This window comes from Pantoea sp. X-Soil-TKNS-1207, assembly GCF_059730485.1.
Window position 1 is genome coordinate 825,724 of record NZ_AP035958.1, and the last position, 13,993, is coordinate 839,716.

Annotated in this window: 12 protein-coding genes; 6 read left to right on the top strand and 6 right to left on the bottom strand. The window is 57.3% G+C overall.

The window, feature by feature from the left end; all coding sequences use genetic code 11:
- Positions 1-112: 112 nt before the first annotated feature.
- The gene (locus AC6I8V_RS03680) at positions 113-1,012 is read right to left on the bottom strand and encodes a LysR family transcriptional regulator (RefSeq protein ID WP_497844576.1); all 900 of its coding nucleotides are present in this window, start codon (positions 1,010-1,012) and stop codon (positions 113-115) included.
- Positions 1,013-1,110: 98 nt separating this feature from the next.
- Between AC6I8V_RS03680 and AC6I8V_RS03685 the strand changes: the two genes are divergently transcribed.
- From AC6I8V_RS03685 to yacL, 6 genes are all read left to right on the top strand, one after another.
- Positions 1,111-2,106 carry an aldo/keto reductase gene (locus AC6I8V_RS03685; protein WP_497844577.1) on the top strand — a complete coding sequence of 332 codons (996 nt, stop codon included), beginning with the start codon at positions 1,111-1,113 and terminating at the stop codon, positions 2,104-2,106.
- Positions 2,107-2,344: 238 nt separating this feature from the next.
- Positions 2,345-4,942, top strand: a complete 2,598-nt coding sequence (gene acnB, locus AC6I8V_RS03690) for a bifunctional aconitate hydratase 2/2-methylisocitrate dehydratase (RefSeq protein ID WP_497844578.1) — start codon at positions 2,345-2,347, stop codon at positions 4,940-4,942.
- Positions 4,943-5,530: 588 nt separating this feature from the next.
- The gene (locus AC6I8V_RS03695; protein WP_497844579.1) at positions 5,531-5,773 is read left to right on the top strand and encodes a hypothetical protein; all 243 of its coding nucleotides are present in this window, start codon (positions 5,531-5,533) and stop codon (positions 5,771-5,773) included.
- A complete protein-coding gene (locus AC6I8V_RS03700; RefSeq protein ID WP_497844580.1) occupies positions 5,716-6,801 on the top strand; it encodes a fimbria/pilus outer membrane usher protein in 1,086 nt (361 codons plus the stop codon). Before AC6I8V_RS03695 ends, AC6I8V_RS03700 begins: the two co-directional genes overlap by 58 nt.
- Positions 6,798-7,745 carry a Csu type fimbrial protein gene (locus tag AC6I8V_RS03705; RefSeq protein WP_497844581.1) on the top strand — a complete coding sequence of 316 codons (948 nt, stop codon included), beginning with the start codon at positions 6,798-6,800 and terminating at the stop codon, positions 7,743-7,745. Before AC6I8V_RS03700 ends, AC6I8V_RS03705 begins: the two co-directional genes overlap by 4 nt.
- A 124-nt stretch (positions 7,746-7,869) precedes the next feature.
- On the top strand, positions 7,870-8,232 hold the full coding sequence (gene yacL / locus AC6I8V_RS03710; RefSeq protein ID WP_497844582.1) for a protein YacL: 363 nt from the start codon (positions 7,870-7,872) through the stop codon (positions 8,230-8,232).
- 39 nt (positions 8,233-8,271) lie between these two features.
- On the opposite strand, the gene AC6I8V_RS03715 is transcribed toward yacL, so the two are convergent.
- From AC6I8V_RS03715 to AC6I8V_RS03735, 5 genes are all read right to left on the bottom strand, one after another.
- On the bottom strand, positions 8,272-9,315 hold the full coding sequence (locus AC6I8V_RS03715; protein ID WP_497844583.1) for a cyclase family protein: 1,044 nt from the start codon (positions 9,313-9,315) through the stop codon (positions 8,272-8,274).
- Positions 9,312-10,649 (bottom strand): MFS transporter, encoded by a 1,338-nt coding sequence (locus AC6I8V_RS03720; RefSeq protein ID WP_497845756.1) that lies wholly within the window; start codon positions 10,647-10,649, stop codon positions 9,312-9,314. The genes AC6I8V_RS03715 and AC6I8V_RS03720 overlap by 4 nt, the downstream gene beginning before the upstream one ends.
- A gap of 70 nt (positions 10,650-10,719) precedes the next feature.
- Positions 10,720-12,039, bottom strand: coding sequence for an MFS transporter (locus tag AC6I8V_RS03725; RefSeq protein WP_497844584.1), 1,320 nt, complete (start codon positions 12,037-12,039; stop codon positions 10,720-10,722).
- A gap of 43 nt (positions 12,040-12,082) precedes the next feature.
- Positions 12,083-13,036 carry a phosphoglycerate dehydrogenase gene (locus AC6I8V_RS03730; protein WP_497844585.1) on the bottom strand — a complete coding sequence of 318 codons (954 nt, stop codon included), beginning with the start codon at positions 13,034-13,036 and terminating at the stop codon, positions 12,083-12,085.
- 60 nt (positions 13,037-13,096) lie between these two features.
- Positions 13,097-13,981: a dihydrodipicolinate synthase family protein gene (locus tag AC6I8V_RS03735; RefSeq protein WP_497844586.1), complete on the bottom strand. Its 885-nt coding sequence runs from the start codon at positions 13,979-13,981 to the stop codon at positions 13,097-13,099.
- Positions 13,982-13,993 lie beyond the last annotated feature (12 nt).

Genomic DNA, 13,993 nt, shown 5'->3' on the forward strand with positions numbered 1-13,993 from the left:
GTCTAATCTGATTTAAATTAAATTCATCTATTATTTTTTAATTATTTTATGCGCCGTTATGCGCTTAAGTAAATAGTTTATTTAACGCGTTCTATTAACGTGATCAACTAATTTAATCTCTGATTTCTTTAAGCCAGTCAATAAAATAGCGCAATGGTGTCGAAAGATATTTCCGGCTCGGATAATAAAGCCAGAAGCCTTCTTCCACCTGAGTAAATTGCGGCAAAATTTCCACCAGTTCACCGTTATGCAGTGCTTCAGCCACCGTACCCTGATGCAAAAACGCGATGCCCGCCCCCGCCAGTGCCGCCTGCAAAATACGTTCGTTATTATCGAGTACCAGCGTACCGCTGACCGCCACTTCCTGCCGCTGCCCATCCTGCCAGAACTCCCAGCGATAACGACGACCGCTGGGGAAGCGTCGCTCGATGCAGGGAAATTGCAGCAGTTCGGCGGGAGCCTGTGGGGTACCGTGGCGGGAGATAAACGCCGGGCTGGCTACCGCCAGCGCCCGCATCGGCGCGCCAAACGGCACTGCCACCATATCCTGCGCCAGCACATTGCCGTAACGCACCCCGGCATCAAAACCGGCAGAGACAATATCCAGCAGCGTATCGTTGCTGTCGATTTCCAGCGTGATTTCCGGATAGCGCTGCATAAAAGGCAGGATCAGTGAGTGAAAAAATAACCCCTCCGCCGAACGGGGCATACTGATACGCAAACTGCCGCGTGGATCGCTACGCCAGTCATTCAATTCATCCACCGCCTGTGACAAATCCTGCAACGCGGGCTGGATGCGCTGAAGAAAGCGTTCCCCCGCGGCCGTCAGCGCCACTTTACGCGTGGTTCGATTCAGCAGGCGCACGCCGAGCCGTTCTTCAAAATTGCGCATCGCGTGGCTCAGCGTCGAAGGGGTGACATTGCGCTCCTCGGCGGCTTTGCGAAAGCTCAGGTGCTGCGCGATGGCCGCAAACATCTCCAGTTCCTGTAGGGTTGCGCGATATTGGCTCATTGCTGAATTTCACTCACTAAATCGACGAAAATGACGCAATTGTTGCCGTCATTGCTGAGGGTTATAACAATAACATCAACAACGAAGAGGAAGAAACAATGCAACAACGTCAATTAGGCAAACAGGGATTACAGGTTTCAGCATTGGGTCTCGGTTGCATGGGGATGTCATTTGCTTACGGTCAAAACGATGAACGCCAGGCGTTGAACACGCTGGCCCGCGCTTTTGAGCTGGGCGTCGATTTTCTCGATACCGCCGAAGTCTATGGTCCCTTCATTAACGAGACGTTGCTGGCGAAGGCGTTGCAGGGACGTAAAGACATTAAAATCGCCACCAAATTTGGTTTCCGCATCAGTGAAGAGGGTGAGGGCTGGGAACGCGTGAAAGGTGTGACCAGTGACCCGGCCCATATTCGCCGTGCGGTAGAGGGTTCGCTTCAGCGTTTAGGTGTTGAAAGCATCGATCTGTTGTATCAACACCGTCTCGATCCTGCGGTGCCCATCGAAGATGTGGTGGGCGTGATGGCCGATCTGGTGCGCGAAGGTAAAGTGCAATATCTCGGTTTATCTGAAGTTTCGCCGGCCACATTACGTCGTGCCTGCGCGGTGCACCCGATTTCTGCCCTGCAAAGTGAATACTCGTTGTGGTCGCGCGATCCTGAGCAGGCGATCTTCGCGACCTGTCGCGAACTGAATGTGGGTTTTGTTCCCTACAGCCCGCTGGGACGCGGTTTTCTCACCGGTAAATTCCCGAATGCGGCAGCTCTGCCGGAAGATGATTTCCGTCGTTACCTGCCGCGCTTCCAGCAGGATGCTCACGCGCATAACCAAAAGTTAGTAAACCAGCTGACTGAGATGGCTACAGGTTATGGCGCGACGGCCGCACAGCTGGCTCTGGCATGGGTGCTGGCGAAAGGGGAATTCATCGTCCCGATTCCGGGTGCCAGTAAAGTTGCCCATCTGGAGCAGAACTGCGCTGCCGCCGAATTGCAGTTGAGCAGCAACGATGTCAGCGCCCTGGATACGCTATTTGATCCGCAACAGATTGCGGGTGAGCGCTATAACGAAGGCGAGTTTGTGCTGGTCGATCGTTAATTATCGCTGGCTGTTACCCCACAAAGCAGGCATCTGATGCCTGCTTTTTTTTCGTGACGCGGTTCAACTTCAGCGGAATATGCTGCTTAACCAGAGGATGTTGCTTTTTTGTAAACAGATTAACAATCAGACGAAATGCTGCTATGCTGGCCGACGCGGAACCGGGCACCTCACCCTACTGTTGGACTGCGTCATAGGGTGCACCGGAAAGCTATACAATGAGAGCGAGGAGAACGTCGTGCTAGAAGAATACCGTAAGCACGTTGCCGAGCGTGCTGCCCAGGGAATCGTACCTAAGCCGTTAGATGCTTCCCAGATGGCCGCGCTGGTTGAACTGCTGAAAAGCCCGCCAGCGGGTGAAGAAGAATTCCTTACTGACCTTTTGGTCAACCGAGTCCCGCCGGGTGTTGATGAAGCGGCCTATGTAAAAGCCGGTTTCCTGGCGGCTGTCGCCAAAGGCGAAACGACCTCTCCTCTGGTATCCCCCGAAAAAGCGATTGAGCTGCTTGGCACCATGCAGGGCGGTTACAACATTCACCCGCTGATTGACGCGCTGGACGATGCAAAACTCGCCCCCATCGCTGCTAAAGCCTTGTCTCACACGCTGCTGATGTTCGACAGCTTCTACGACGTAGAAGAAAAAGCGAAAGCAGGCAATGAGCATGCACAACGGGTTATGCAATCCTGGGCGGATGCTGAGTGGTATCTGTCGCGTCCTGCGCTGGCGGATAAACTGACCGTCACCGTGTTCAAAGTGACCGGCGAAACCAACACCGATGACCTGTCTCCTGCGCCGGATGCATGGTCACGTCCTGACATCCCACTGCACGCACTGGCGATGCTGAAAAACGCCCGTGAAGGCATTGAGCCGGATGAGCCGGGCAACATTGGTCCGATTAAACAAATCGAAGCATTGCAGGCCAAAGGTTTCCCGCTGGCGTATGTGGGTGATGTTGTCGGTACCGGTTCATCACGTAAATCCGCCACCAACTCGGTGCTGTGGTTTATGGGCGATGACATCCCGAACGTACCGAATAAAAAAGGCGGCGGCCTGGTACTGGGCAGCAAAATTGCGCCGATCTTCTTCAACACGATGGAAGATGCCGGTGCGCTGCCGATCGAAGTGGATGTGGGCGAGCTGAATATGGGTGACGTGATTGACGTTTACCCGTTCAAAGGGGAAGTGCGCAATCACGAAACCGGCGAACTGCTCGCCAGCTTCGAACTGAAAACCGATGTGCTGATTGACGAAGTCCGCGCCGGTGGCCGTATTCCGCTGATTATCGGTCGCGGTCTCACCAGCAAAGCGCGTGAATCTCTCGGTCTGCCGCATAGCGATGTGTTCCGTCAGGCAAAAGACGTGGCGCCGAGCACGCGCGGCTTCTCGCTGGCGCAGAAAATGGTGGGACGTGCCTGCGGCACTGACGGTATCCGCCCTGGCGCGTACTGCGAACCAAAAATGACGTCAGTCGGTTCTCAGGACACCACCGGTCCGATGACCCGTGATGAACTGAAAGACCTGGCGTGCCTCGGCTTTTCCGCCGATCTGGTGATGCAATCCTTCTGTCACACTGCCGCTTACCCGAAACCGGTAGACGTGACCACGCACCACACGCTGCCAGACTTCATTATGAACCGTGGCGGCGTGTCGCTGCGTCCGGGTGATGGCGTTATCCACAGCTGGCTGAACCGTATGCTGCTGCCGGATACCGTGGGTACCGGTGGTGACTCGCATACCCGTTTCCCGATCGGTATTTCGTTCCCGGCCGGTTCAGGCCTGGTTGCCTTTGCCGCCGCCACCGGCGTAATGCCGCTGGATATGCCGGAATCGGTACTGGTGCGCTTCAAAGGCGAAATGCAGCCGGGCATCACCCTGCGCGATCTGGTGCACGCGATCCCGTTGTACGCCATCAAACAGGGCCTGCTGACCGTTGAGAAGAAAGGCAAGAAGAACATCTTCTCTGGTCGCATCCTCGAAATTGAAGGTCTGCCGAAACTGAAAGTGGAGCAGGCATTCGAACTGACCGATGCCTCTGCTGAGCGCTCAGCAGCCGGTTGTACCATCAAGCTGGACCAGGAACCGATCGTTGAGTACCTCAGCTCCAACATCGTGCTGCTGAAGTGGATGATTGCAGAAGGTTATGGCGATCGTCGTACGCTGGAGCGTCGAGTTGAAGGGATGGAGAAATGGCTGGCCGATCCGCAACTGCTCGAAGCCGATGCGGATGCGGAATACGCTGCGGTGATCGACATCGATCTGGCTGAAATCAAAGAGCCGATTCTGTGTGCGCCAAACGATCCGGATGATGCGCGTCTGCTGTCTGATGTTGAAGGTGAGAAGATCGATGAAGTATTCATCGGTTCCTGCATGACCAACATCGGCCACTTCCGTGCTGCCGGTAAGCTGCTGGACAGCCACAAAGGCCAGCTGCCGACCCGTCTGTGGGTGGCTCCGCCTACCAAGATGGATGCCGCGCAGCTGACCGAAGAAGGCTACTACAGCGTGTTCGGTAAAAGCGGGGCGCGTATCGAGATCCCAGGTTGCTCGCTGTGCATGGGCAATCAGGCGCGTGTAGCAGACGGTGCGACGGTGGTCTCCACCTCTACCCGTAACTTCCCGAACCGTCTCGGCACCGGCGCTAACGTCTACCTGGCGTCTGCGGAGCTGGCGGCGGTAGCATCGCTGCTGGGCAAACTGCCGACGCCGGACGAGTACCTGCAATTTATGTCTCAGGTTGATAAGACGGCGGCGGATACCTACCGCTACCTGAACTTTGACCAGCTGCATCAGTACACCGATAAAGCAGACAACGTGATCTTCCAGACCGCGCTGTAATCGACTGAAATTGTAGTAAGAGGGGACGATAATTATCGTCCCCTTTTTTATTGGTAATTTTCAGTCACTCTTTCCAAAAGTATAAAAATAATCACTGATTTCAGAGTGGGAATAATCATCATTTTTCACTGATTATCGCAGGTAAAAGCAGAGTGATAATCACCTGAGAAGCATTACCGTTTCGCTTCGTTATTTCTCCTGCCGATGAATTCCCCGTGGTTTTGGGCAAAAGATTCACTAAGTGCCTGACCCAGGATATTTTTTCAAAACAAAATATTAGCGCAACGTGCTGCCAGAAATGGATTTCATAGCAACACAAAACCAGACAATATCGCAAATTGAGAGGATAAAATTTTTTTAGGATTATTCCTAGTTTTCACCTTTCCTAAGTCGATTAGCCCGGTGTATGTTTTAAAAAAGTAACAGGCTGGAGATTCTCAGCCAATTGTCATAACAACTATCCTGTGCGTCTTCGGTAATTAAATCTGAATAATTGTCTGAAAAACGATCGTGCGTTTGCGCGTCGATTTTTAGCAGGATTGAACTATTCGGGATGCAGAAACATCATCGCTATCGTGTGGGGTCAGAATGGAATTCAAGTCCGCCGTTTTTGCTTTATCCGTCGTCGCTGCTGGTTTTGGTCCGGTGTTTTCCGCCAGTGCCGCCGGTACGCTGACCGGGCAGCTGGGCATTCAGGTGATCATCAGTGAAGGCTGTACCGTGGGCAATAATGACTCCAGCGGCTCCACCAACAATTGGGGTTCCATCAACTTTTGCAGCGCACCGCCGGTTTCAGCGATCTGTCGGTTTACGACACCAGCGCCAGTCTGAGCCGCCGTTCCGAGCAGGGAACGCTGAGCATCGCGCCTTTTGGCAATCTGCTGGGCACCTTCGGTCTTGGCTACTTCGACATCACCGCCTACGACGGCACCCGCACCCGGCTGGCAAACCTGTCGTGGAGCCGTGGTCTGTGGGGCAGCAGCAGCCTGCATCTGGCGCTGAACAAAACCCTCGGCGGCAGCGGGGTCAGCGGCCAGTTGCAGTTAATTATTCCGTTCGATCAGGCGGGCGCGCTCACCTTAAGCAGCCAGCGCAGCAGCAGTGGCGAGCTGGCGCAGGTCGCCAGCTACAGCCGCGCCGCGCCGACTGCCGGGGGGTTCGGCTGGAACCTCGCCGCCTCGCAAGGGGATGACGGTTATCGCCAGGCCGATCTCAGCTGGAAGACGCGCTACACGGTATTAAGCGGCGGCACCTATGGCGCGGCGGGCGACCGTACCAATTGGTTTGATGCCAGCGGGGCGCTGGTGTGGATGGACAACGCGTTGTTCGCCAGCAGCAAAGTAAACGACGCCTTTATCGTGGTCAGTACCTCGGGCTACCGCGATATCCCGGTGCGTTATGAGAACCAGTTACTGGGCAACACCGACAGCAGCGGTCATCTGCTGGTGCCGTGGGTCAGCGCCTGGTATCCGGCCAAACTGACTATCGACCCGCTCAATCTGCCCGTCAATATCGAAACGCCGCAGGTGGAGCAGCGCGTGTCGGTGCGTGAGGCCAGCGGTGCGCTGGTCAATTTCCCGCTGCGTCAAACCCGGCCATTGCTGCTAACGCTGGTGGATCAACATCATCATCCGCTGCCGCCAGGTACGCTGGTAACCGAAACCCATAGCGGGCAGACCGCGCAAATGGGCTATGGCGGCGAGGTGTGGTTTGACAATGTGCCGCAGAAAAGTGATATCGCGGTGTCGCTGCCGGGCGGCGTGTGCCGACACAGCATCACGCTGCACGGCACGCAGACGCAATTTAAAGTGGGGCCGCTGCTGTGCGCAACCACACCTGTTCAGGAGAAGGGTGGATGAAACGGATTATCGCGCTGCTGGCGTTATTGCTGAGCGGCTGGAGCAGTATGGCGCTGGCAGCCTGTACGGCCGGTTCGAGCAGCACCAGCTTTGGTAGCGTCAGCTCATTTACCCTCGCCAGCACGGCGCAGGTGGTGGAGTCGGGCACCGGATTTACCTGTTCGGGCAGCCTGCTGTCATTGCTTAGCACCAACACCGTAACCGGCACGCTGAGCGGTTCCGCCAATGCCTCCGGCACGACGCCCCGGCTGTATAACAGCAGCAGCGGCAGCTATGTCCCCTACACCATCTGCACCGACAGCGCCTGTAGTACCAGCGCCAGCATCGGCGGCAGCAAGACCTGGAGTTCCACCTCGCTGCTGGGTCTGCTGGGGCTGTTCAATGCCAGCGATGGTTCGCTGCCGTTGTATATGAAAACCACTGCCGGAGTGAATGTTCCTGCGGGGATCTACACCGATACCCTGACGCTGAACTGGAACTACAGCATCTGTTTCGTCGGGCTGCTGGGTCTCTGCGTCTACACCACCGGCACGGCCACCTCCACCATTGTGTTAACGCTGGTGGTGACCAATGATTGCGCCATTGATAGCGCGCCTGACGTTGATTTCGGCAGCGCCTCGCTCCCCGCCAGTTTCAGCAGCGTTGCCTCGGCTCTGGGCATCCGTTGCACGCTGAATGCCGCATACCGCGTTGATCTCGCCAGCAGCAATGCCAGCAGCGGCGACTGGCGGCAGATGTCAGCGGCGACCAGCGCCGGCACCTCGCTGCTGCAATATCAACTCTATCAACCGAATGGCACGGCCTGGAGCGCCAGTAACGATCTGAGTGAAACCGGCACCGGCACCACTCAGAGCCTCAGCTATACCGCGAAGGTCAATCCGGACCAGACCAACCAGCCTGCGGGCAGTTACAGCGACACAATAACCGTCACTGTCAGCTATTGAACGGCTGCTTTTGGCGGCGTGGCCTGGCATAATGCGAGCGCGATCCCACTTTATTCAGCGTGCTGCGCACAAAATGTTACTCAGACAGTGCCACGCGGCGCGCCATCAGTAAGAGGTTAGACTCATGGAGTATGAATTTTTGCGCGATCTGACCGGTAAGGTCAGGGTGCGCATGTCGATGGACCACGAAGCGGTGGGGCACTGGTTCAACGAAGAGGTGGATGAAAACCTGGCCCTGCTGGATGAAGTTGAAGCGGCTGCGGTGCAGGTCAAAGGCACCCATCACCAATGGCAGCGGGTGGGGCATGAATACACACTCTGGCTGGACGAAGAAGAGGTGATGATTCGCGCCAACCAGCTGGCGTTAGAGGATGACGGGCTGGAAGAGGGGATGACCTACTACGACGAGGAGAGCCTGTCTTTCTGCGGCGTGGAAGATTTTCTCGCGGTGATTACGGCGTATCGGCAGTTTCTGGCGGGGAAGTAATACAACCGGTCGGCATTGATGCCGACCGGGTAAACAGGATTAAACCGTAGCAATCGGCGTCGCAGGCGATCCCACTGCGCCTGGCAGCCGCAACGGAGGCGCGGTCAGCAGAAACGCATGACGCTGATGGTGCGCCAGCCAGTCAGCCAGCGGACTCAGCAGCCACAGCTCACCAAGATAGACGCCCAGCCGGAACAGGCAGAGATCGTGCAGCGGATGCGACGGATAAAAATCATCATTCAACGGTCGTGCCGGTAATATCTCCACCGCCGGATTATCGGCGATCAACGCCACTACGCCACTTGCCACAATCCATTCCCGCAGTTGCGCATCGCTGCCATCCAGTCCGGCAAAATGGCTGTTCAGAAACGTCATATCCGGTTCGCCCTGCATCGCCAGAATCGCTTCATCCATTCCGGTGCGGAAGCACACCAGATCGCCGGGGCGCACCTCAATGTCGTCGGCCTGTAGAATCTGTTGCAGATGCTGATAACCAAAGGCAAAACGTTCAGTCCCGAAGTGGCGCTTGATATCAATCATCACCGCGCGGCCCTGGATGCCGTGCTGCGCCATATTTTCGATACCTAATGCTTTGGCACCCATGTGGCTGCCATGGTGGCAACCACAACCGGCGCGATAGTCGGTCTCGCCAATGATATCGACATTGGCCTTGTAGCCGTTGTAGAACACCATCTCCGGCTCGCCGCTGGCATTGACGTCAAACCATTGTCCCATATGCGCCAGGCTGTCCCACTGGGTGGAATATTGCAGCGCCAGCGTCACGGTATCGTCGCAAATCACATCGCTGAGCTGCGGATTATCGCGCGACAGCGGGTAGGTCATATTGGCGTGTTCGCCGCGGCGCGTGGCATTGAGCTGGGGCGGCGGACGACGCGGGTTCATCGCCGTGCCGCCGGGCAAATCAAGTGGCAGACTCAGGCAAAATGTTTCTCCGCTCTGCACCTCTGCTACGCCCTCACGCACTTTTTGCGGCGTCAGCAGATTGAGGCGTCCCAGCTGATCGTCCGGCCCGAAATCGCCCCAGGTGGATTGCGCCGGGCGTTGTTTCCAGCGGCTATTCATACTTCTCTCCTTAACGCGCCATCCGGCGCGGCGGCGTCTGTCAGGCCCATTGGCTGCACGCGCGGCAGCCAGAAGGCGTAAACCAGCGCACCGACGACACCGATCACGCCCGCGATCTCGAGCGGAATGACAAACGAATGGGTGAACTGCATAAGCACGCCGATCAGGATCGGCGAGATGATCCCGGCAAGGTTGGCCGCCATATTCTGGATACCGCCGATGGTTGCCACATTGGCGCGGTTCGGGGCGACATCCGACGGCAGCGCCCACAGGGCCGCTGAGGCGAAGGTGGCCGCGAAGTTGGCGAAACACAGCGCCGACAGCGCCAGTCCCACCGTCGGAGAAAAGGCCGCCAGACCGATGGTGGCGCTGCCGAGCATACCGCCAACCAGCGGGATCTTACGCGCCACGCTCAGCGAATAACCACGACGCACCAGCGAATCCGATAACAAGCCGCCGCACCAGCCGCCGACAATCGCGGCGATGCCGGGCAACATACCGAGCAGGCCGAACTTCATCAGCGACAGATGGAAGGTCTCCACCAGATAAGTCGGGAACCAGGTAAAGAAGAAATAGGAGACGAAGTTGATACAGAAGAAACCGGCCATCATCGCCTGCACGGTACGCTGGGCGAGCAGCTGGCGCACGCTCATCGGCGAGCCGGTTTGTGGGTCCTGATTGGCTTCGATAAACGCCACTTCTTCAGCCGACACGGTTTTGTGCTCGCGCGGGTCGCGATACCACAGATACCAGGCCAGCGCCCACGCCACCGCCACGAAACCGGACAGCACGAAGGTCATGCGCCAGCCCACCAGCGCAATCAGAAACGAGATGATCGGGATTGCCAGCGTGCCGCCAATTTTGCTGCCGTTGTTGAAGGTGGCGGCGGCGAAGCTGCGTTCCTGACGCGGGAACCAGCGCGTCACCGTTGATGAACTGGCGGGATAACTCGGCGCTTCGACGGCGCCGAGCACAAAGCGGAATCCCACCAGCGCCGCGATGCTGCTGGCCAGGCCGCAGGCGGCGGTCGCCAATCCCCAGCCGAGGCTGCTGAGCGCAAAGGTGATGCGCGGGCCAAGTTTATCCACCAGCCAGCCGCCCGGCAGCTGGAACAGCACGTAACTCCAGAAGAAGGCGGAGAGCAGCAAGCCGCTGTCGGTGGGCGAGAAGTGCAGCTCCTGGCTCATAAACGGCATGGCGACGCTCATCGCGGCGCGGTCGATATAGTTGATGGCGATGCCGACGGACAGCACCGTAAGAATGACGAATCGAAATTTCCCTTTCGCTTTACTTGCCGCTATGGCCGTAGGTGATCCATTGGAATTCAGCGACATCATCGCCTCCAATTGTTGTTATAGGGTGCAGGAAACCGCCGCATCAGGACGATGCGGCGGGTCAGGGCGCTTATGCGCCGCTGGTCAGAGTGTGCGGATGATGAACCTGTTCCTCATCCACGATGGGTTCAACTTTGCCCATCAGGAACAGGTAGTTAAGGATGCCAATCACCACCAGCACGGCGGAGAACACCAGCGCCCAGGTGAAGTGGCCGGTGGCGCCAACAATGACACCGGTAATGATCGGGCCAACGGCGCCGCCCAGGTTAGAGACGGTGTTCTGCAAACCGGCGACAATTGACACGCTGTTTTGCGGTGCCACGTCGCCCGGCAGCGCCCATACCTGGGAGGCGGCGACGGTGGTGCCGGATTTGGCGATGCACAGCAGCAGCACGGTCATAAATACCGAGTCGGTGAAGGGGGCGAAACCGATGCACAGCGCCATCAGCAGACCAATGGTCAGGAACAGTTTGCGCGTGGCGGTCAGCGACAGCACCTTATTGTGCACCATACGATCCGAGGCCCAGCCCGCCAGCACTTCAATCACCATGCCGCAGATCAGCGGCAGTGCCGCCGCCATCCCCATCTTGAGGAAATCCATGCCTTTATCTTTCACCAGGTAGGTCGGCAGCCAGGTGATAAAGAAATAGGAGGTGTAGTTAATGGTGAAGAAGCCAATGCACATCGCCCAGATATTGCGGTAGCGCAGCAGCTTGTACCATTTCATCGGCAGCACGCTTTTATCGCCATGCTTCTGTGCCTGGCCGTGGCGAATCAGGTGCACTTCATCTTTACTGATCGCCTGATGATCTTCCGGGTTCTCGGCGTAGATAAAGTACCAGGCGATAACCCAGAACAGGCCAAGGGCGCCGATCGCGAGGAAGGTGATGCGCCAGTCAAACATGGCGATCATCCAGACGATCAACGGCATTGCCACGGCACCGCCAAATTTGGAGGCGCTGTCAAACAGGCCTGAGACGGTGGCGCGTTCGCGATCCGGGAACCAGCGAGCGGTGATGCCGGCGTTGCTGGGATAGGCGGCGGCTTCACCCACGCCCAGCGCCAGACGCAGCGCCAGCAGCGATTTAAAGCCGGTCGCCAGACCCATCGCCATGGTGGCAATCGACCACCAGCCAACCGCAATGCCGAGGCCTTTTTTCTGACCGAAACGGTCAGCAAACCAGCCTGCCGGGATTTGCAGCAGCGCGTAGGACCAGAAAAATGCGGCCATGATAAAGCCCATCATCTCTGGATTGATCGACAGTTCTTTGATCAGGTGTGGGGCAGCGGCAGAGAGTACAGTACGGTCAATATAGTTAATGGCGATAGCCAGCCACATCAGGCCAGCGATCCACCAGCGAATACGGGTCGAGCGTGAGGTGCTATTCATAATAATTTTCACTCGATTCAGAGATTACAAAGCAGGGCGGCCCTTAGGCCAGCCCGTTCATCACGTTCACCGGACGTTCGCCCTGGGTCACGCACTGCACAATCTGCGTCACGCAGCGTTCGCCGATGGCGCTGATGGCCCCGTCGGTGTAGCCCGCGATATGCGAGGTTGGAATAAAGTTGCTGAGGGTGAACAGCGGATGCTCCGCCAGCGGCTCCTGCTCGAATACGTCGGCGGCAGCTCCGGCAATGACGTTGTCCTGCAACGCATGGAACAGATCCTGTTCATTCACCACGCCACCGCGCGATACGTTGATCAGGAAGGCGCTTTTCTTCATGCGTCTGATGCGAGCGGCATCAAACAGGTTGCGCGTTTCATTGGTCAGCGGGGTGTGCAGGGTGATGAAGTCGCTCGCCTCGGTCAGCTGGTCCATGCTGACGAATTCAATGCCGTGTTGCGCAGCGAATTTCTCGTCCGGGTAAAAATCGAAGGCGATGACGCGCATGTTGAAACCTTTGGCGCGCAGCGCGACCTGCTTACCTATATTGCCCAGCCCCACGATGCCGAGGGTTTTGCCATACACATCGGTGGCAAAAATGCGCGGCCAGTTGCCTGCACGGGTTTCGACCGCCGCCTGGGTAACCTGGCGCGCGCTGTTAAGGATGAGCGCGAAGGCAAAATCGGCCACCGCGTGTTTGTTGGCATCCGGCACGTTGGTGACGTAAATGCCGCGCGCGCGCGTGGCGTCGAGATTGATGTTATCGACGCCGACCCCATGCTTGCAGACGATCTTCAACTGCGGCGCTTTGCTCAGCAGCTCTTCATTGACGTCGGTAAAGGCAACAATCATCGCCACGGTGTCAGCCAGATGCGGCTCCAGCGCGCTGAGCGGGGCATCGGCGGGCAGAGCGATCAGCTCAAAACCCTGCTGTTGCAGCGTGGTGATTGGTGTTGCGTCATATTTAGCGAACGAGGGTGAGGTACAGATGACTTTCATAACGCTTCCCGGTGTAAAAAGTGGATCAGGCAAGGGCAGCAGCCGCTGCCCTGACGGCCGTTACTGCAAATACTGGTTTACGATCTGGCGAATCTTCTGCTCTTCAGCCGCGCTGAAGCGTACCGCGTAGCGACTGTCGCCCACGTCATAACCGAGCAGGGAGACGGCTTTTTTCACCGCCGCCGGCGAGAAGCCCACGCTGTAAAGGTCGGTACGCAGGCCAGTAACGTTTTCCTGCGCCAGGCGCGAACCTTCGATGTCGCCCGCGTGGAAGCGCGCCCAGATGGCGTTGATCTCTTTCGGCGCCACGTTAGCGAGGCCGGAGATGCAGGCGGAGCAGCCATCAACGAAGCCCTGATGGATCAGCGAATCCGGGCCATTCAGCACGTCAAAGTTGTCGATCCCTTCCGCCGCTTTCAGGAAGCCGCTCAGGCTTTCATAGCTACCGGCGCTGTCTTTGATGCCGATAATGTTCGGGTGCGCGGCCAGCGTGCGCACCGTTTCCGGTTGCAGCGTGTTGCCGGTACGCGCCGGGATGTTGTAAAGGAACAGCGGTACGCTCAGGGCATCGGCGACGGTCTGATAGTGATAAATCAGCTCGTCCTGTTTCAGCGGCACGAAATACGGGGTGATCACCGATACGGCATCCACGCCCAGTTTTGCAATCTGCTGGCCGAGACGGATGGTTTCACGCGTCGAGATTTCGCCAATATGGGCCACGACCGGCGCGCTGCCGTTGACTTCATCAACGCAGGTTGCGGTGACCGCCACTTTTTCCTGATCGTTAAGGACGAAGAACTCGCCGTTGGTGCCGCCGCAGAAAATACCGTTACCGGCGCTCAGCTGGCGTTTCACCTGCTCACGCTGAGTGGCGGGATTGAACGTGCCGTCGCGATCAAAGGTGGTGACAATGGCGGTCAGTACGCCCTGGATTTTATTACTCATAATTTCCTCGAT